The sequence below is a fragment of the Gilliamella sp. CG22 genome, from assembly GCF_046635725.1.
Lineage (GTDB): Bacteria > Pseudomonadota > Gammaproteobacteria > Enterobacterales > Orbaceae > Gilliamella > Gilliamella apicola_I.
This window is the reverse complement of sequence record NZ_JBIDFK010000006.1, coordinates 124,868-145,795: the sequence shown is the minus strand read 5'-3', so window position 1 is coordinate 145,795 and position 20,928 is coordinate 124,868. Positions and strand designations below refer to the sequence as shown.

Here is a 20,928-nt window from a genome sequence, read left to right as displayed (position 1 = left end):
GCCAAATTAATTATTGGTTTTATGGAGAATCTTTAGAAATGATGGAAACAATCCGAGCAGCTGCAAACCATGTAGCTGTTAAAATTATATTCGCTATAATTATTATAAGTTTTATTTTTACCGGCGTGTTCAGTGGCGGTAATAGTGCACGTGATGAACAAATATATATAGCGAAAGTGGATGGTGAAGGGATTAGTCGAGCGCAATTTGAGGCTCAGGCTAGTGCAGAATCATCAAGAGCGATGGGTGATAGCACTTTTATTAAACAAATTCGTCGAGATGTTCTTGCTGATCAAATTAATAACTATCTCGCTTACCAATTATCTAAAGAGCTCAACCTTAATATTAGTGACGATCGTTTAAAAGAAATGATTAGCAAGCAAAAGGAATTTTTTGAAAACGGAAAGTTTAGTAATCAAAAATATTTAAATCTTCTTGCGGCAAATAACTTTACACCAGAGGCTTATGCGGAGTCTATTAGAGCAGCTGCACAGCGACAACAGCTTATCAGTTCATTAATCTATAGTGATTTTGTTGTACCAAATGATTCTGATTTGTCACAATTACTTGATCAAACAAGAACTATTTATGCCGCGCCAATCAGTTCTTCTATTGTCAAAATGGATGATGTCAATATTACGACTGAAGATGAGCAAAAATACTATGATGAGCATAAAAATTCTTTTTTTAGAAAGGAAAGAGTTAAATTTAAATACATAACAAATTCTAAGCAAGATTATCTAAACACTATCAGTATTGATGATAAAGACATTAAAAAAGAATTTAATGATAACCTAAAGGAATATACCTATCCTGCCAAAAAATCGTTTAGTGTGATTTTTGTAAAAGACTATAATCAAGCTGAAGATATCGTCAAAGACCTATCATCGGGAACCGAATTTTCAACAGTATTGAAGAATATTAATCAGAATGAAGATGTTTCCCCTTATGGCAAAAATGGTTCACTAGGTTGGTTTGCTGATAATGATGACTTACCACAACCTTTTAAAGAGGCAAATTTACATAATATTGGTGAAGTTTCTAAACCAATACAAGTCGAAGGTGGTTATGTCATTGTCAAACTAGATGATTTACAAAAAGCTAAATCTATGGATTATGATTATGCAAAATACCAAATTAAGACCAAGCTTCAAGAAAACAAAATTCAACAACATTTTGAAAATGCTGAAGATAAAATGAAGTCAGCGCTAGTTAACCATTCTAACGATTTCGATGCGATAGCTAAAGAGGCTGGTTTAGACGTTAAAGAAACAGATTGGACTTATTATAATGATGCAAGTTCAATTGCTCGTTATCCAGAAGTACGAGATGTCATATTTAGTAGCGACATGATTGCTGATGATAAAGTGACGGGTAAAATTTCAGAAATAATACCTGTAGGACGAGATTTAGACATGTCAGATTTTATCATTCAAGTTGTCGATTATAAACCTGAAGGAATTGCTTCATTTGAAGAGGTAAAAAACGAAATACATCAAAAACTTTATGATGATATTGTTGATAGTCGTTTTAAATCAACAGTAGATGATATTGTGAAAGAGTTAAATGAAAAAGGCACATCAAAACAAGTACAATTTTCTACCAATTATACCTTGAAAAGAGATTCTAATGAACTTGATAGGAAAGTGGTTGATATGGTGTTTAATTTAGTTCCTTCGGCAACCGATAAACGTATATATGGGGTTGAATACATCAATAAACATGATGCTTATATCACGGTATTAACACAAGTTAAAGATGGTGAGTGGCAAGATGTTTCATCTTATTTACTGCGTTATTATTTGCAAAATACCTATAATTCTTTAGCTACGGATATGCGTTCTAGAGCAAAAATTGAAATTATGCCAAACTCAAATTTGTGATATACATCGAAAATTTGATATAGACACTGTTAAAACTAAAAGCCACTTGTGTGGCTTTTCTCATTTTTATAACAAGTTAAATCGTTTCATTAAATTAAATGAGATAGTGCTAACGCAAATTTAATTGCGTAACTATTTTAGAGGTTAATTATATGAAACGAATTTCATTATTTGGTATTTTACTATCGTCTTTTATCTTTTCATCAATCAGTTTAGCGGAACCAACGCCAATATCACCCGTTAAGCAAGAACAAAAGCAGACCATTCAAGTTAATATTAATACTGCGTCAGCGCAAGAACTGACAAAAATATTAACAGGAATTGGATTAAGTAAAGCTCAAAAAATTGTTGAATATCGTGAAAAATTTGGACCATTTGTATCGGTTGAACAACTTAAAGAAGTCTCTGGTATCGGGCAAGCCACTCTTGATAAAAACATCGGGAAAATAGCGTTGTGATATTATTTTCCACCAATTCATATTGGTGGAAAATGCCTAACCCTAATAATCTACCGGATCGACATCTATATTCCAACGTACTCGTGAACTTTCTCCCCAATTTTCAATGTTGAGAATAAGTTTATCCAATATTTTTTGTAACAATTTGCGATTAGTATGTTGTAAAAGTAATTGCCACCGATGGTAGTCTGCCTTTTTAGCTTGATTTGCAGGCATCGGGCCAAGTTGCCATAAACCTAAATCACAGTTTGCTTTTAACCAGTCATGAATTTTTTGTAAAAAAATGGGAGCATAACGATTATTACGATCTGCTGCACGGATCAATACTTGATAGCTAAAAGGGGGTAACTGTGTTAATTGACGTTCGTGTAGTGTTACGCTTGCAAATTTTTGATATCCCTCATTTAATAAAATATTAAGAAGTGGGTGATCTGGATGATAGGTTTGCAAAATAACTTCGCCAGCTTTAGTTGCCCGACCTGCCCGACCAGAAACTTGAGTATAAATTTGTGCAAATCGTTCTGTTGCTCTAAAATCACTTGAAAATAGCGCTCCGTCTACATCGATAATTCCAACTAAAGTAACATCTGGAAAATGATGGCCTTTCGCTAAAATTTGAGTGCCAACTAAGATATGAGCTCCGCCTTGTTGAATATCATGTAAATAATTATTCAATGCGCCTTTTTTACTGACTGTATCGCGATCAATGCGACTAATTTTAATATCGGGGAATAAAACTTCGAGTCTTTTTTCAAGCTGTTCAGTTCCAAATCCAATTGGCACGAGGTGAGTCGATCCACATTTAGGGCATTGTTGAGGAACAGCTCGTGGTGTATCACAATGGTGACAACTCAATTTGTGCTGTTTGTGATGATAAGTATAGGGTCTGTCACAACGAGGACATTCTGCAATCCAACCACAGTCATGGCAGATCAGTAATGGTGAAAAACCCCGTCGGTTTAAAAAGAGCATGACTTGATTATTATCAAATAAGTGTTTCTGGATTTGCTCAATTAATGGTTGTGATAATCCTGCATCGAGGTTTAAACCTCGAATATCTAAAATAGACTGTTTAGCCAGCGTTGCATTACCCGCTCTTTCAGTAAGCTGGAGTAACTGATATTTATGATAGATAGCATTTTTGAGCGTTTCAAGTGAAGGTGTTGCAGAACCCAACAAAATCGGAACATTTTCAATTTTGGCTCGAATTATTGCCAAATCTCGAGCATGATAGCGCCAACCTTCTTGTTGTTTATAAGAGCTATCATGTTCTTCATCGATAATAATGATACCTAACTCTTTAAATGGTGTAAAAAGTGAAGAGCGTGTTCCAACGACAATAGCTGTTTCGCCATTACGACTTCTTAACCATACCCCCAGTCTTTCTTTGACCGTTAATCCTGAGTGTAAAATGTCAATCGGTGCATTAAAACGTTGTTTAAATCGGGTAATGGTTTGCGGTGTAAGACTGATTTCAGGTACTAATACCAATGCTTGTTTTCCCATTGATAACACGTGAGATAAAATATTTAAATAGACTTCAGTTTTGCCTGAACCGGTTACTCCCTCTAAAAGAAACACATTAAAATTATCAATCTGTTTATTGACGCTTTGAATGGCATTTGATTGTTGTGCATTGAGTTCAATTGTAGTTGTATTTGTTGAATAGCAAGTTTGCCATTCAGTACTGTCTGGTAAACAACGGACTTGTTCTATTAACTGTTTTTTCTGTAATGCAAGATAGACAGCTGAATTAAAGTCGGTTTCTTGTAGCGTATCATTTTTTAATGCTAATAATAGTTGTTTTTGTTTGGTCGCACGAGGCATTGAGTCTATATTGAACTGCTTACCAAGCTCAGTTAATTGCCATTTTTTAATTTCATCCTTACTTGCTGCTCGTCCTTGTCTTAATAAAATGGGTAAAGCATGAAATAACACCTCACCTATTGGATAATGATAATAACTTGCTGCCCAATTTAATAATTGCCATATTGAATCATTAAATATGGGTGATTCATCAACAATTGATTTTATGGATTTCAAATGACTAATATCAACATCGGTATGTTTATCGATATTAACAATTATGCCTATTGCATCACGATGACCAAAAGGAACCTTCACCCGCATACCAATTTGAGCAGGCATAGTTAATTGATAATCATAAAGTTGGTGTAATGGTACAGGTAAAGCTACATGAGCGATAAGCATGAAAAATCACATCAATGGTTAAATTAAACTCGTATTGTACGTAAAATTAAATGAACTCGCAAAAGCTACACCATGAAATCTAATTTTAAGATGTGAAAAGTGGTTTCAAGTTGTAAAATTTGCTATCTTGATCTTATCGGATTTTTGATGACTATGAAAGGGATAAAAGATGTCAGAGTTATTTTCACATATTAATCAGCGTGGTGATGCGCACATGGTTGATGTCTCAGAAAAAAAAATAACAACGCGAGAAGCGAAAGCAGAGTCAATAATTTTAATGAGTGAAAAAACATTAAATATGATTCTAGAAGAAAAGCATCAAAAAGGGGATGTGTTTGCAACAGCACGAATTGCTGGAATTCAAGCAGCAAAAAAAACTTGGGAACTGATTCCTTTATGTCATCCATTATTATTAACTAAAATTGAAATCAATATTCAAGCAGATATTGATAGAAGTTGTATAAGAATTGAATCTTTTTGCCGATTAAATGGGCAAACCGGCGTTGAAATGGAAGCGCTGGTTGCTGCCTCGGTTGCCGCATTAACCATTTATGATATGTGTAAAGCAGTTCAAAAAGATATGGTAATAACACAAGTAAGGTTGCTATCAAAAACCGGTGGAAAATCTGGTGATTTTGTTGCACAAACATAGAAAAAGAACATCATGAATAAAATTATTTTTTTTGCTCAAACCAGAGAGTTAGTTGGAATAGATAATATTAAATTGAATGCCGAACACTGGTCTATTTCTGAACTTATTGGACAACTTAGTCAACGCGGTGATAAGTGGGCATTGGCATTAAAAGAAAAAACAGTATTATGTGCAGTGAATCAAACATTTGTGGATGTTAACTATATTATTCAATCAGGCGATGAAATTGCATTTTTCCCGCCCGTAACGGGAGGATAAAATGGAGATAATTAAAATTGACGATGAATCGATTAATACTAATGACATTATTAGCTGGCTTTCTGAATTACCACAAGATGGTGCGGTGGTAACATTTATTGGTAAAGTTCGTTGTACAGAAAAAAAGACCATTGGACTTTATTTAGAGCATTATGCGGGAATGACAGAAAAGGTAGTGAGCAATATTGTTGTACAAGCTAGACAACGTTGGCAATTGAGTCGAATCGCTGTCATTCATCGAGTGGGTGATATTAAAACTAATGAAAAAATTGTATTCGTTGGGGTGAGTAGTGCACATCGCTCAGATGCATTTGCGGCAGCTGAGTTTATTATGGATATATTAAAAAATGAAGCGCCGTTTTGGAAAAAAGAAAATACTATTGATGGTAATAATTGGGTTGAAGCAAAAAAATCTGATGTTGATGCATTGAAAAAATGGTATTAATTACTATTTACTATATAATAGCTATGTTATGTCAATTTATTTTTAATGAGAGGTAAGGAATGGCAGGATATACTCCTAATGGTTCAATTATTGAACAATCCGGTAGCCGTGTGCAAACATATATGAGTCATGTTTATGGTTGGATGACGGTAGGTTTGCTTTTAACGGCAATGATTGCGTGGTTTGCATCAACGAATGTGCATCTTATGCGAGTATTATATAACATAATGTGGGTTCTATTGATTGCTGAGCTTGGATTAGTATTTGTTATCTCTGGTTTAATTAACCGATTATCAGGTGCAGCGGCGACAACATTATTTATGTTATATTCAGTCTTAAATGGTTGTACTTTTTCTATTTATTTCCTTGTTTATACCTCATCTTCAATAGCAAGCGTCTTCTTTATCACTGCGGGTATGTTTGGTGCACTTGCATTTTATGGGTATACGACAAAACGTGATTTATCCGGTTTTGGGCGTTTCCTATTTATGGGATTAGTTGGTATTATTATCGCTTCGATCGTAAATATATTTTTACAAAGTGAACCATTAATGTGGGCAGTAACCTATATTGGTGTTTTTGTTTTTGCAGGGTTAACAGCGTATGACACTCAAAAATTAAAAGAATTAGGCGAAAACATATCACAAGATGACCCGAATATGTTTAGACGTTATGTTATTCTTGGAGCATTAACGCTTTATCTTGATTTTATCAACTTGTTTATTTTGTTGTTAAGAATTTTTGCTGATCGTCGATAGTTTCAAATTTATTCATATAGTAAGGGCTCTTTTGAGCCCTTATTGCTCTCGTTGTAATCCAACTTTTAAGCATCAACTTTTCTGTAAATGGAATTTTAATTATATCTTACTGTATTATCTAATTGATATATGGCTGAATATTTTTAAAAGTAATCAATTATTATGAAAAAATTATATACATTTATTTTAATCAATACCTTTATCTCATCCATAATTGCAATCAGATACTTTTTGATACCAGGAATCACGTTTTCATGGCAAAGTGGTTTTTTTTCATTTTTTGCCGTGCTAGGGCATTTTTTTTCATTATATCTTCTGATTTTTTTGATTCTCGTTTCTTTAATTTGGTTAAAAAAATGTTATTTTAATACTATTGCTGCTTTGTTGGTTAGTTTAGCGCAGATAGTATTATTTTGTGATACTATTGTTTTTCAACAATATCGCTTTCATATTAATCAATCGGTTCTTTCATTAGTCTTTTCTGGACAAGTGGTAGACTTTTCAACTATTACTTATATTGTAATGTTAGCACTTGCCACTTTAGTATTTTGTATCGAATTACTTATTCTGTGTTTTTTAGATAAAAAGATGACTAAATCAAAAGCTCATCGAAAGAAGACACGAATGATTGTTATAGCCACAATCATGTTATTGGGTTCTGCGTTAATTAGTCATGTAATCCATATGGTGGCTTTCTATTATGCTTATTCACCCATTATGGTAGTTAAAGAGTATCTTCCTCTTTATCGTCCCTTTACTTCAAAAAAAATCATGGGTTTTTTTGATAAAGCAGGGGAGCGTAAAGTGATTAATCAGTACACCAAATCAAGTGCAAATATCTATTATCCTAAAAATAGTTTAGTGATTGATCCTGAAAATAAAGAAAAAATGAATATTATGTTTATCGTCTTAGATTCATGGCGTTACGATACTTTCAATGAAGATAATTCACCCAATACCTATCGATTTGTTAAACAAAATAATGGTGTCATTTTTGATAATCATTATTCAACAGGTAATGCAACCCGTACTGGAATTTTTGGATTATTTTATGGTATCCCTGGTACTTATTGGGATGCATTTTTGCGTAATAGTATTCCTTCACTTTTTATTACTACTTTACAGCAACAAAATTATAATATTGGTATTTTTACCTCTGCTAAAGTTTCGTCTCCTGAATTTGACCGCACAGCATTTGTAACCATTAAAAATTTGAGAATTAGCAGTCCAAATGGTACGCCTTCATATCGTGATAAACAGATGACCAATGATTGGCTAGCTTGGTATCAAAATCGGGATACCTCTAAACCGACTTTTTCGTTTTTATTTTATGATGCTCCTCATGGTTATGATTTTCCGAATGACTTTGAAGTAAAGTATAAACCCGTAGGCGATATAAATTATATCACCTTGAATAATAATACTAACCCACTGCCAATTCTTAATCGTTATAAACAGAGTGTCTATTATGATGATTATTTGATGCAAAATATTTATGATGAACTAAAAAAATCGGGAACACTCAATAATACGTTAATAATTATTACGGGTGATCATTCTCAAGAAATCAATGATAATGGACTAGGGTTTTGGGGGCATAATGGGAATTATACCGATGCACAAACTAAGGTGCCTTTTATTATCATTGGAGCGAAAGATCTAAAAATTCTTCAGGAAAATAGTCAACGTTTGACAAGTCATGAAGATGTTGTACCTTCGTTAATGAAACATTATTTACATGTTCAAAATGACGTATCTGATTATTCAACAGGGTATGATTTATTTAGTCCAATCACAGATAGAAATTGGTTGTTAATGTCAAATTACAGTTCTTATGCGGTACGAACGTTGGATAATATCTATTTTGTTAATCGAATGGGTATTAGCCATTATATGGATTCACGAAATCATGAAGTTGATCAAACGCCAAACTATCAATACATTCAAGATGCGATGAATAAAATGCGATACTTTTATCAGGAAGGTAATAAATAAAATTATGCCACCAAAATTTTGGTGGCATAAGATGATGTTATTTAACATCAGCACAATTCAGACAATAAATATAGCGATTTTGTTTATCGGTAAATTTATCCCATAAAGAGACTTGTTCACGAATTTTTTTTACTTCAGGAAGTTTTTCAAATAAAACTTCCGCCGTTGATTTTGGTAACATAGCAATCATATCTGAATAAAAGGCGCTAAACCAGTTGACTTCCGGTTTTTGCCAATCAATTCGATAGTCAGTTAAATTAGCTAACGTTGCGGCGATTTCAATGGCATCATCAAAATCACCTAGTTTATCTACTAACCCATTTTTAAAGGCTTCTTCACCTAGCCAAACTTGGCCTTGACCAATTTTATCCACTGTTTCTGTGGTCATTTTACGTGATTTTGCCACTAAAGAAATGAATGTACTATAACCATTATCAATATTCATCTGTATGAGTTGATTCATCTCTTCAGGCAAGTTTTTAGCAAAGTTATTATTTGCCAATGGAGAAGTTGACACGCCATCACTATAAACCCCTATATGAGAAAGCGAGTTTTCAAAAGTTGGAATCATACCAAAAATACCAATAGATCCAGTTATCGTATTAGGGCTAGCAACAATATAATCCGATGCCGTTGAAATCCAGTATCCTCCTGACGCAGCCATACCACCCATTGAAACCACAATAGGAATTTGATATTCATGTAATGCTTCAAGTTCGCTACGAATGGCTTCTGATGCTTCTACACCGCCACCAGGACTATTGACTCTTAACACAACAGCTTGAATGTTATTGTCGGTTAAATTTTCACGAATTGTTCTGAGTTGATCAACAATTTCTTGACTGCCGGCGATATTGCTATCATTTTCACCATCTGAAATCGTACCATTTACAAAAACTATAGAAATAAGCGGTTTAGAAACAGAATTAGTATCCTGTTTTTTATCATCTTTTAATTTGTAGTCATAAATACTGACTTCAGGTAAATCTTTATCTTTTAGAACAAATTCATAAAAATCTTGTTCAAAAAGGTAATCCGATTTTACGAAATCCACTAAACCATTTGATAACGCATATTGACTCATGCTGCCATTAGCCTCGTGCAATCTAGATAGCATGATTTCCGGACTAGGAACCAGTTGTGATGGTGCTTGTTTTCGTTGGGAAGCAATATCATTTAAATAATTATTCCACATCAATGTTAACCATCTTGTGGTATTCGCTTTTGCTTCAGCAGACATATCATTACGGATAAAAGGCTCGATAGCTGATTTGTAGGTACCAACACGGAAAACATGCGTGTTCACTTTTAAATTATCCAGTAAAGTCTTGTAATATAGGTTATTAGCAGCAAGCCCATAGACATTAATGGCACCTTGCGGGGTAAGAGAAATTTTATCAGCATAACTTGCTAAATAATATTGGCTTTGATTAAAGTTTGTGCCTGAGGCATAAATGGGTTTATTCGCCTTTTTAAATTTAGTGAGATATTTACCTATATATTGTAGTGAACTCAAATCTGCCCCAACAAAATTATCTAATCTTAATACCATATTTTCAATATTTGGATCTGCGGCAGCTTGATCTATCTTTTGTGTTAATTCAAATAAACTGTTTTCTCGAGCAAGATTTACTCGTTTTCCATATATCTTGTTTTGTAAATGATAAATATCATCATTATAAAGTGTGCTATCAACAATAACACCTTCAAGATCTAAAACTAATGTGCCATTTTGTGGAACGTCGTCTAAACTTTGTGATTCTTTAAATAATGCAATAAAACTTGAAATGAGTAATATGGCAATCAAGAATATAATGTTAAAAAAAAGCTCTCTTAGGAAATTGATAACTTTCCATATGGATTTAATGACGGATAAAACAGACATAGTAAATGACCCTTTCATAATGATTTATCTAATTTTTTAGCTTCAATATTTCTTTTCTTAAAATACTTCTTATCTTCAAATCTTAAACAAGTTAATTTTCCACCCCAACAACATCCCGTATCAAGTGCAAAAATATTTTCTGGCGTACCTTTACCATTCAGTGCCGCCCAATGTCCAAAAACGATACAATATTCAGGCGGTATTTGGCTAGGAATTAAAAACCAGGGTTTAAGTTTGGTTGGCGCTTGCTCAGGTGGTTTTTTATAATAAAAATCAAGTCGACCATCATCATAACAAAATCGCATACGTGTTAACGCATTGGTGGCATAACGTAGACGATCAAAACCTTGTAATTCAGATGACCATTCATCCGGAAAGTTTCCATACATTTTGTCAAGAAAGAGGGGATAAGAATCACTAGATAATATTTTATTGAGATCATCAGCACATTTTTTTAATGTTTCCATATCCCACTGCGGTGAGACACCTGCATGGGTCATAATGATTTTTAACTTTTCATCAATTTGAACTAAAGGCTGTTTACGTAACCAGTTCATCAATTCATCATAGTCTGGTGCATTGATCACCTCTTCAAGATTATCTTTCTTTTTAGGCGGCGTAACATTAGCATAAACTGATAACAAATGAAGATCATGATTACCTAATACCAGCCGAATTTGGCTGGTATTCGTTTTGACAAATCTTAAAACTTCTAATGATTTAGGACCTCGTGCTACAAGATCACCTGTTAGCCATAACGTATCGGTTGAGGAAAATCCAGCTTTTTCAAGCAATCGCATAAACTCATCATAACAACCATGAATATCACCGATAAGTAAGTTTGCCATGACATCATTTCCATGCGTTGGCAAGCTGGCAATATTGCTGCACAGTTAAATTTTCAGCTCGTAGCGTTGGATCAATATCTAATTCAATGAGTTGTTCTACAGAGAACATATTGGATAAGCTATTACGAATCGTTTTACGTCTTTGGTTAAAGGCTTCAGTAGTTAATCGAGAAAGTATCTTAACATCATTAACTAAGTAAGGTTTTTGCTTATAAGGGATTAATTTAACTACCGCCGAATCAACTTTAGGCGCAGGTTTAAAAGCACTCGGAGGAACTTCTAAAACGGGAATGATTTGGCAATAGTATTGTGCCATAACACTCAATCTACCATAATCTTTGCTATTCGGCGCTGCGACCAAGCGAGTAACCACCTCTTTTTGTAGCATAAAATGCATATCAGTGATGATATTTGCAAATTCAAAAAGGTGAAACATTAAAGGTGTGGAAATATTATAAGGTAAATTACCAAACACGCGTAATGGTTTACCTAATTCAGTTGCAAGTATATTAAAGTCATAATTAAGTGCATCTTGTTCGATTACGGTCAACTTGTCAGTTAATAAAGGATTTTGTTTTAGTCTTTCCGCCAAATCACGGTCAATTTCTATGACAGTAAGGTGATCGACAAGTTTACTCACGGGTATAGTTAGTGCTGCAAGACCAGGCCCAATTTCAACAAGTGCCTGATCTTTATTAGGTTGAATTGCGGCAACAATACTTTCAATAATATAATCATCATGTAAAAAGTTTTGCCCAAAACGTTTACGGGCAAAATGTCCTTGGTGAACTCGATTATTCATTATCATCTACACCTTTGATTTTGATATATGCGTCACCTTTTAACTCTTGAATCCAGATTTGAGATTCTTCAGCAAATTTACGATTAAATATAAGTCGATAAGCATGATCTTGTTTTGCTGATTCGGTTTTGTCTGCCTTTCTGGTATCGAGTAGCTGAATTAAATGCCAACCATAAGCAGATTGAACAGGCTGACTGATTTCACCTTTTTTAAGTTTAAGTAATCCATTTTTAAAGCCGGTATCATAACGTTCTGGCATACTCCAACCTAAATTACCGCCGTTATCGGCTGAACCGGGATCTTCAGAATACGCTTTCGCTGCTGCTTCAAAAGTGGTAGCACCACTCACGATTGCTTTTCGAATGTCTGTTAATTTCTGTTTAGCTATTTGGTCAGTAACAAGGACATTTGTTTTAATCAAAATATGACGAGCATCCACTTCTTGAACAGTAATTGCTTTTGGTTTTTCAGTGCGAGTATCATCAACTTTTAAAATATGTAATCCTACCCCAGAACGAATTGGTCCTATGATACTATCCTTAGGTGCACGAACTAAACGTTCTTCAAATATCGTTGGTAGCTCGTTGAGTTTACGCCACCCCATGTTACCGCCTTTTAAGGCAAGATCATCGTTTGAATATGAGGCAGCCAGTTTAGCAAAATTTTCGCCTTTTTTAGCTCGATTGATTACATCCCGTGCTTTTTCGGTTGCAACATCAACTTGTTGTTTAGACGCTTTCTCAGGAATAGCAATTAAAATGTGACTAATCTTTACGCTTAAATTATTCGTGAGTTGTTTGGTCAAACTTTTTGATAGATTTTCCACTTCTTTGTCAGAAATATTGATACGATGTCTAACTTCATTCATACGGGTTTGATCAATTAGCATATCGTTATGAATACGTTCACGATAAGCTGAATAACTAATTCCCATCGTTGATAACTTACTGCGTAATTGATTTACGGTCATGCCATTTTCACTTGCAATCTGAGCTATTGCTTTAGTTACTTCATCATCACTGACTGTAATTTTAGCTTTAGCTGCTTTTTGTAATATTAAGTTTTCAACAATTAAACGATCAATGATTTGTTGACGAAGTATTTTATCATTCGGTAAATTGTTAGGATTTGTGCTTGCTTTAATGGTTTTAAGCATTTCTTGAACATCACTTTCTAAAATGACGTTATTATTGACAACAGCAGCAACCTGCTCAATAACGCGTGGCGCAGCATTTGCTGTTAAAGGATTAAGCAAACCAATACTTAAACTTAAATTTAACGCAATAATTAGTTTTAATAATTTCATATTTTTAACTCATTTTTTTGCTATAGTGTCATTGCTATAGTAATAAATTAATTGATTATGTTTTTTTGAACAATTTATTCAAACGCTGAGACATAAGGAAGTTTGCCGTAATTTAACATTTTTGCTTTTGCGTCACTTCGGCGTCCAAATCCTTGTAATTCAAAGTTTAAAGACAATTTATTTTCATATTTACTTTTATGCGTATCGATATTCCAATCAGTTAGTTTTCGTCCATATTGCACTGTCATCCCCCAACAACAGTCGCTGTAATGTAATCCAACGAACCCATCGACCATTTGTCCTTTTTTGACATCATGATAATACGACCCAACTGCTGAAACTGTTTCAGATAGTGGCCAAGTAGTCATAATACCAGTTTGAGAAATATTTTGCTTATAGTTATTATAAATCGAGTTTAAATCAACCGTATCGATGTATTTATGATTTGCATAACGGTATGATAATTGAATTAATTTATTACTCGAAGGACGATATTCAAAAATACTGTTGGCTAATGATATTGCATCAAGGCGAGTATCATATTGCACCCCACCTCTAAATACAATTTCATCTGAAATTTGCCAAAAGTTGTCTGCTGCCCAAGTTATACTACCCGTATCAGAATTTCTATCCAATTTGGTATTGTTTTCACTGGTTCTTGATTTAGTAAAATACGTGGTTTGCCCAATCGAAAAATTGAATCGTTCAACTTTATTTATATCATAGAAACGTGTTGTTATACCGGTTGAAATTTTATTAGTAGATGGAATTCGGTCTAGACCGCTATAAGGTTGATCCCTAAATAATCCGATATAGTCTGATTGGAGTAAGGTCGAATCGTAATTTAATATATTCGATTGTTTCTTATAAGGTATATAAATGTATTTTACACGTGGCTCTAATGTTTGGGTATAGCCTTCAATGAGGGTTGTATCTCGTTCAAAAATAATTTTACCATCAATCGATATTTTGGGTATAAATCGACTGACATTTTTATCAAGATTTTTGAAACGGTTACTATTACTTGGTAAATCTTGATTGTAATAAGTGGCCATAAAACCAGCTTCAGTTGATATCGAAGACCAAGAATTAGTTAACGTATAGTTTAATGTTGGTTCGATGTGAGTACGCCAAGTTTTAGGTTCATTTTTTCCTTTACTTACAAAATGACTGATTTGCGCATAGTTTTTAAATTTAAATGGCCCGAAATCATAATTGTAATAGGTAATATCTAACTGAGGTTGAGTTTGATAAAGATTATCTTTTAAATTAGTACGGAAAGTCTGAAAGTTTAATTGGCTTAATGTAATGTCCCAATTTTCGTCGTTATAACCCAACTGATAAAGCTGAGAAAGGTAACCCGCCGTTGATGAAACATAATCGGAATCTAAATCCGAAAGATATTGGTTATCACTGACACGTGTAGCATTAATTTTTAGTCGCCAATTGTAATTAATCAGTTCATCGTTTTTCCAATAGAATAACCAGCGTTGACGATTATCATCATAATTAATACCATTGGCTTTATTATCACGGTCTTTATTATATTGACTATCATGTTGTAGCCAATCAAAGGCAAGCGTACCAGCACCAAGTTCGTTAAGATAACGGAACTCAGTTTTTAATTGAAATCCTCTTTTTACTAGGATTCTTGGTTGAAAAGTTGCATCATAGTTAGGTGCAATATTCCAATAAATAGGTAGCGAAAAATCAACGCCATCTTTGTTATTAAAGCTAAGATTCGGCATTAATAACCCTGAACGTCGTTTATTTCCGGTAGGTAATTGTAAATAAGGTGAATATAAAACAGGTACTTTTCCCACTCGAAAAACCGCATTCCAAACTTCAAGCAATTCTTCTTTATTGTCATGAATTACGGTTGTACCCTTGATACTCCAAGTATTGTTATCAATAGGACAAGACGTAAAACTACCATTTTTCAAGATCACATAACGATTATTCTCAAGTTTGATTTCATCGGCTTGACCACGACCAAGGCGATTTACCAAATGGTATTTACTTGATGTTATTGCAGTATCGTTATTATTAAGATTCATCGATGCATGATCGCCTTTCATTTGAATTAAATTATCTTGATAATTGATACTGCCATCGAGGGTGACGGTTTGGGTATTATTTTCTGAGTTTATTGTCACTTTATCGGCTTTTATAACCCGATTGCCTTGTTCAATTGATACATTACCCTTGTAAGTGGCTGTATTTGGATAATTAGCTTCAAATTCGTTTGATTCAGCATTAACCGGTAATGTATTGATATTACCATTGACTAATGGTCGATCAAATCTAGGCAAATTATTTAGACATTGAGCGTTATTGCTATCAGATTTTGGCAAAGCAATAGCGTAACAAACATTGTTATATAAGGAAAAAACTATGGTTAATGTGATTAGTGATGGCGTTAATTTTTTCATCAATGATTAAAATTAATTATGTTTTTTATAATTAACACATTATAACGGTTATTTATAAAAGTGCGAATGAAAAATTAACGTTTTCCTTTGCGTTTAAATGTTTTATTGAGTTGTTTGACCATGATTACTCGTTTTTCAGGTGATGTAAATTGAAATTCATCCCACCATTTAGCCAGTTCAAGTAATTCGCCTTTTTCAATTGATGCTCGCATTTCTAGAAGATCATAAGCAGCACGAAACTTAGGATTTTCTAAAATTGCAAATGCTCGTTTGCCTTCTCTTTTCTTCATGCGTAGCTGTAAACGCCATATATCGCCCATAATAGAGGTTAACCGTCGAGGGATGGCAAGCACTTTACATTGTTCAGCAAGAACATCGTTGATAGCAACAGAAAAAGCGTCGTGAAATTGCAAACCACCTTCAATACAAGTTAATTGTGTTTGCTCAATAATTGGGTACCAAAAAAATGCAGCAAACAAAAATGCCGGATTAACCCTTTTATTATTAGCAATGCGATAATCGGTATTTTTAAGAACTTGCTCAATGATTTTTTCTAAAAAGCTATTTTGATTATTTGTGAACAATCGGTGAATAACTGGAAAAAGTTGTTCAAAAAGATGATATTCTTTTAATAATTTATAAGTTGCGTAACCATTTCCCGTTTGTAAAAGTTTGAGAGACTCATCAAAAAGTCGAGCAGCTGGAATATTTTTCAATAATGGTGCTAGGTGCTTAATGGGTTTTGCTGTTTGTGCTTCAATTTCCATATCCAATTTAGCGGCAAAGCGTACCGTTCTTAACATCCTGACCGGATCTTCTCGGTAGCGTACTTGAGGATCGCCGATTAAGCGAATTAGACCTTTTTGTAAATCTGCAATACCGCCACAATAATCACGTAAGCTAAAGTCTTTTAAACTGTAATACAGTGCATTTATGGTGAAATCCCGACGGATAGCATCTTGCTCTATGGTTCCATACACATTATCGCGTAATAACATTCCGGATTGCGAACGTCTAGACATATTGGTTTGATCCAATTGATTATCATGTTCACCACGGAAAGTTGCCACTTCAATAATTTCTTTACCAAACATAATATGGGCAAGTCTAAAACGTCTTCCAACTAAACGGCAATTACGGAAAATCTTTTGTATTTGTTCTGGTGTCGCATTGGTTGTAATATCGAAGTCTTTTGGCTTTTTGCCTAAAAGAAGATCCCGAATACACCCTCCAACTAAATAAGCCTCATACCCTTGTTTATTTAATCGATGAAGTACTTTAAGCGCATTTTCACTTATCTCTTTGCGAGAGATATTATGTTCATTACGAGGAATGGACACATAATGTGATTCAGGGTGTTTATCATGGCAAAACATTTTACGATAAAAGCGGGAAACTTGTTTAAAAATAGCGCACCTCAAAATTTGTTATAAATTGTAAACCAAATATAATGCCGAATTATAGCCTAATTGAATTTAACTTTCCACGGCTCAAACCAATAACTATTAAGTAATCATTAAACTCCTTGAATAAGTCGTCGTAAAACAGTCAATGATTTTTCTATCTGATTTTTTTAAATACAATTATCAAAAATAACATTTATTTATATAGTACAATATAGTAATATCGTTCAATCAAAACGACTTATTTAATTTCGTTTGTATCTATGTAATATCATGGAACTGATTATAATTATTTAAACTTATACTTGAATTTTTTTGAGTTAATTGTAGGGAAACAATAATTTCCAGCAACAGACACAACGTTAAAACATGATTACAAGACATTTTTACCGTTAATTTTTATACTGCAATTAAGTTCCCAAAATCACTTGAGTATATACTATTAACTGATAACTTATCGGGGGCATTATGAATATTCGTGATTTAGAATATTTTGTTTCTTTAGCTGAATTCCGGCATTTTCGTAAAGCAGCTGATGCTTGTAATGTAAGTCAACCAACCTTAAGTGGACAGATCAGAAAATTGGAAGATGAACTTGGCGTAATGTTGTTAGAACGCACTAGTCGCAAGGTTTTATTTACTCAAACTGGCATGATGCTTGTAGAACAAGCCAAAGAGATATTACGTAATATCCAAATTTTGAAAGAGATGGCAAGCCGCCAAGGTGAAGAGATGTCAGGGCCAATGCATATTGGATTAATTCCCACCATTGCACCTTATTTATTGCCTCATGTCATCACGGTTTTACATGAATCTTTCCCTCAATTAGAACTTTATTTGCACGAAGCTCAAACGGCCAATATTGTTGCACAACTTGAAAGTGGTAAACTTGATTGTGCGATTGTTGCTCAAGTTAAAGAGACAGCACAATTTATTGAATTACCTTTATTTGATGAACCAATGTTCTTAGCTGTACCTACAAATAGCGATTTAGCTAATCAAAAAACCATCAAGCTTTCAGATTTGAAAGGGCAAAAATTCCTCATGTTAGAAGACGGACACTGTCTACGTGAACACGCTATGGGTTATTGTTTCCAAGTTGGAATCGACGAAGACAAGCAATTTAAAGCAACAAGTCTTGAGACTTTACGCAGTATGATTTCAGCCGGTCGTGGAATTACTTTATTTCCTGAGTTAGCCGCGCCAAACGAGCGAACTCGTGATAATATTTGTTATATCCCTTGTACTGATCCTGTTCCTTCACGAAGTATTGAGCTGATTTATCGACCAGGTTCACCATTACGGTCTCGTTATGAAACCATTGCTAAAACAATTCGTGATCATATGCCAAAAGTATTTGCTGAAAAAGAAAAATTACTTAACGTGGCGAAATAATTATTTTAGAACGAATCAATTTATTTAAAGTTATTAAAAATAAAAATGAAAAATAGCAAATCAGGTGGCGTGCGTGCAAAACAAAAAGAAAAAACACGCCGTAGCTTAATCGATGCAGCATTTAATCAACTTAACGCAGAGCAAGGTTTTGCAAGTTTAAGTTTGCGTGAAGTTGCACGTGAAGCAGGTATTGCAGCGACCTCTTTTTACCGTCATTTTCGAGATATGGATGAGTTAGGTTTAGCAATGGTTGACGAAAGTGGTCTAACACTTCGTCAATTATTACGTCAAGCTCGAAAACGTATTGAGAAAGGAGGCAGTGTCTTACGCACCTCTGTCACAACTTTCATTGAGTTTATTGATAAAAATCCGAAAGTTTTTTTATTATTACTACGTGAAAAAGCCGGAACCTCATCAGCTTTTCGCTCCGCTATCGCTCGCGAAATACAACATTTTATTGTTGAACTGGTTGATTATCTTGATAATGCCAATAACATGCCCCATTACTATAATGAAGCTCAAGCAGAGGCAATGGTAACCATTGCATTTAATGCGGGTGCGGAAGCAATTGATTTTGATATCGTTCAACGTCAGGAACTTATCGAAGATCTGATATTTCAACTTCGTATGGTTTCACGTGGCGCCTATTATCTTTATCATAAAGAACAAATTAAACTCGAAAATCGCTAATTTAATTTTTTTATTTAATAAAACCTATAATTTGGTTATAAAAAAACTGCGGTTTAAACCGCAGTTAAATAAAATGATTTAATCAATAATCATTAAAGATTCTGTAATACTTTTTCAACACTATCTTTCGCATCACCAAATAACATATAGCTATTTTCTTTAAAAAATAGTGGGTTTTGTACGCCTGCATAACCCGTATTCATTGAACGTTTAGAAATAATCACCGTTTTCGCTTTCCAAACTTCAAGTACAGGCATGCCTGCGATAGGGCTATTTGGATCTTCTTCTGCCGCAGGGTTAACCGTATCATTTGCACCAATGACCCAAACAACATCTGTATCAGGAAAATCATCATTGATTTCGTCCATTTCTAGTACGATATCATAAGGGACTTTAGCTTCTGCTAATAATACATTCATGTGACCTGGTAAACGTCCTGCAACGGGGTGAATCCCGAATCTTACTTCAATTCCCATACCACGTAGTTTTTCTGTAATATTACTGACAGCGCCTTGTGCTTGCGCAACTGCCATACCATAACCTGGTACAATAATGACAGAACGCGCTTCTTTTAACGTTTGTGCAACTTCAGCAGGTTGCATTTCACGATATTCACCTTGTTCTTCATCAGTAGTGTTAGCTGAGCTACCGTCAGTACCAAAACCGCCTGCAATAACGCTAATGAAAGAGCGATTCATTGCTTTACACATAATATAAGAAAGAATGGCGCCTGAAGAACCAACTAATGCGCCGGTAACAATTAATAAATCATTACTTAGCATAAATCCGGCAGCGGCGGCAGCCCAACCTGAATAGGAGTTTAACATCGAAATAACCACAGGCATATCTGCACCACCGATAGATGCAACAAGGTGGAAGCCAAATACGAATGCAATAATGGTCATGGCAAGTAAGCAGACCAGTGCGCCAGCGCCTGTTTTTAGCTCAATGAACGTAAACATTAAAATGATTGAGACAACAATTGCAGCTAAATTCCAATAATGTTTATTTGGAATAGATAACGGTTTAGAGCTAATGCGTCCATTAAGTTTGCCAAATGCGACAATAGAACCTGAGAATGTTACTGCACCAATAAAGACACCGACAAAAATCTCGACTAAATGGACGGTCATTTCACTACTATGGTATATCAGTATTGCACTATTTAAATCTAAAAAGCTATTTAAACCAACAAGTACTGCTGCCATCCCAACAAAGCTATGAAGTAATGCCACCAGTTCTGGCATTTGCGTCATTTCGACTTTTTTGGCTAGGTATAAACCAATAGCAGCGCCCAGAATCATGGCAATAATGATCCAATGCAATCCACCTTTAATACTTGCAACGGCAGCAATAAGTGCAATAGCCATGCCGATCATACCGTAAATATTGCCAGATTTAGCTGTCTCTTGATTTGAAAGTCCACGTAGACTAAATATAAAAAGTAATGCAGCAATCACATAGGCTGCTTGAATAATTCCATTACTGAACATTATTGATACTCCCC

The 20,928-nt window shown here is 34.4% G+C and carries 17 protein-coding genes; 9 read left to right on the top strand and 8 right to left on the bottom strand.

Going from position 1 to position 20,928, the window contains the following annotated elements:
- Nucleotides 1-38: 38 nt before the first annotated feature.
- Together ACGH46_RS07350 and ACGH46_RS07345 are read left to right on the top strand one after the other, a co-directional pair.
- Entirely contained in the window at nt 39-1,883 is a 1,845-nt protein-coding gene (locus tag ACGH46_RS07350) for a SurA N-terminal domain-containing protein (protein WP_411605042.1), read from the top strand.
- A 152-nt stretch (nt 1,884-2,035) separates the two neighbouring features.
- On the top strand, nt 2,036-2,341 hold the full coding sequence (locus ACGH46_RS07345; RefSeq protein ID WP_267352397.1) for a ComEA family DNA-binding protein: 306 nt from the start codon (nt 2,036-2,038) through the stop codon (nt 2,339-2,341).
- Between the two features lie 42 nt (nt 2,342-2,383).
- On the opposite strand, the gene priA is transcribed toward ACGH46_RS07345, so the two are convergent.
- Nucleotides 2,384-4,552, bottom strand: a complete 2,169-nt coding sequence (priA, locus tag ACGH46_RS07340; RefSeq protein ID WP_411605040.1) for a primosomal protein N' — start codon at nt 4,550-4,552, stop codon at nt 2,384-2,386.
- 169 nt (nt 4,553-4,721) lie between these two features.
- Here priA and moaC point away from each other — a divergent pair, with 169 nt between their 5' ends.
- The 5 genes from moaC (at nt 4,722) to ACGH46_RS07315 (ending at nt 8,660) form a co-directional block, all read left to right on the top strand.
- Complete coding sequence (gene moaC / locus ACGH46_RS07335) at nt 4,722-5,204, top strand: cyclic pyranopterin monophosphate synthase MoaC (protein WP_267361344.1); 483 nt, start codon at nt 4,722-4,724, stop codon at nt 5,202-5,204.
- 12 nt (nt 5,205-5,216) lie between these two features.
- Entirely contained in the window at nt 5,217-5,462 is a 246-nt protein-coding gene (moaD, locus tag ACGH46_RS07330; protein ID WP_411599079.1) for a molybdopterin synthase sulfur carrier subunit, read from the top strand.
- A 1-nt stretch (nt 5,463) separates the two neighbouring features.
- A complete protein-coding gene (gene moaE / locus ACGH46_RS07325; RefSeq protein ID WP_411605037.1) occupies nt 5,464-5,907 on the top strand; it encodes a molybdopterin synthase catalytic subunit MoaE in 444 nt (147 codons plus the stop codon).
- Between the two features lie 59 nt (nt 5,908-5,966).
- The gene (locus ACGH46_RS07320; RefSeq protein ID WP_411589948.1) at nt 5,967-6,665 is read left to right on the top strand and encodes a Bax inhibitor-1/YccA family protein; all 699 of its coding nucleotides are present in this window, start codon (nt 5,967-5,969) and stop codon (nt 6,663-6,665) included.
- A 162-nt stretch (nt 6,666-6,827) separates the two neighbouring features.
- Complete coding sequence (locus tag ACGH46_RS07315; RefSeq protein ID WP_411605034.1) at nt 6,828-8,660, top strand: sulfatase-like hydrolase/transferase; 1,833 nt, start codon at nt 6,828-6,830, stop codon at nt 8,658-8,660.
- A 37-nt stretch (nt 8,661-8,697) separates the two neighbouring features.
- Here ACGH46_RS07315 and sppA read toward each other — a convergent pair whose 3' ends face one another.
- The 6 genes from sppA to pcnB all read right to left on the bottom strand — a co-directional run bounded on the left by sppA (nt 8,698) and on the right by pcnB (nt 17,342).
- Entirely contained in the window at nt 8,698-10,545 is a 1,848-nt protein-coding gene (gene sppA, locus ACGH46_RS07310) for a signal peptide peptidase SppA (protein ID WP_411605031.1), read from the bottom strand.
- Nucleotides 10,546-10,559: 14 nt separating this feature from the next.
- Nucleotides 10,560-11,393, bottom strand: coding sequence for a bis(5'-nucleosyl)-tetraphosphatase (symmetrical) ApaH (gene apaH, locus ACGH46_RS07305; RefSeq protein WP_411589945.1), 834 nt, complete (start codon nt 11,391-11,393; stop codon nt 10,560-10,562).
- Nucleotides 11,394-11,397: 4 nt separating this feature from the next.
- Nucleotides 11,398-12,195, bottom strand: a complete 798-nt coding sequence (rsmA, locus tag ACGH46_RS07300; protein WP_267361358.1) for a 16S rRNA (adenine(1518)-N(6)/adenine(1519)-N(6))-dimethyltransferase RsmA — start codon at nt 12,193-12,195, stop codon at nt 11,398-11,400.
- The gene (gene surA / locus ACGH46_RS07295) at nt 12,188-13,501 is read right to left on the bottom strand and encodes a peptidylprolyl isomerase SurA (protein ID WP_267352387.1); all 1,314 of its coding nucleotides are present in this window, start codon (nt 13,499-13,501) and stop codon (nt 12,188-12,190) included. Before surA ends, rsmA begins: the two co-directional genes overlap by 8 nt.
- A 74-nt stretch (nt 13,502-13,575) precedes the next feature.
- Nucleotides 13,576-15,933 carry an LPS assembly protein LptD gene (gene lptD, locus ACGH46_RS07290; RefSeq protein ID WP_411605030.1) on the bottom strand — a complete coding sequence of 786 codons (2,358 nt, stop codon included), beginning with the start codon at nt 15,931-15,933 and terminating at the stop codon, nt 13,576-13,578.
- A 74-nt stretch (nt 15,934-16,007) separates the two neighbouring features.
- The gene (gene pcnB, locus ACGH46_RS07285) at nt 16,008-17,342 is read right to left on the bottom strand and encodes a polynucleotide adenylyltransferase PcnB (protein WP_411605105.1); all 1,335 of its coding nucleotides are present in this window, start codon (nt 17,340-17,342) and stop codon (nt 16,008-16,010) included.
- A gap of 462 nt (nt 17,343-17,804) precedes the next feature.
- Between pcnB and oxyR the strand changes: the two genes are divergently transcribed.
- The gene (gene oxyR, locus ACGH46_RS07280) at nt 17,805-18,731 is read left to right on the top strand and encodes a DNA-binding transcriptional regulator OxyR (RefSeq protein WP_267361364.1); all 927 of its coding nucleotides are present in this window, start codon (nt 17,805-17,807) and stop codon (nt 18,729-18,731) included.
- Between the two features lie 45 nt (nt 18,732-18,776).
- Entirely contained in the window at nt 18,777-19,421 is a 645-nt protein-coding gene (gene fabR / locus ACGH46_RS07275; RefSeq protein WP_267352383.1) for an HTH-type transcriptional repressor FabR, read from the top strand.
- 92 nt (nt 19,422-19,513) lie between these two features.
- Here fabR and pntB read toward each other — a convergent pair whose 3' ends face one another.
- On the bottom strand, nt 19,514-20,914 hold the full coding sequence (gene pntB / locus ACGH46_RS07270; RefSeq protein WP_267352382.1) for a Re/Si-specific NAD(P)(+) transhydrogenase subunit beta: 1,401 nt from the start codon (nt 20,912-20,914) through the stop codon (nt 19,514-19,516).
- Nucleotides 20,915-20,928 lie beyond the last annotated feature (14 nt).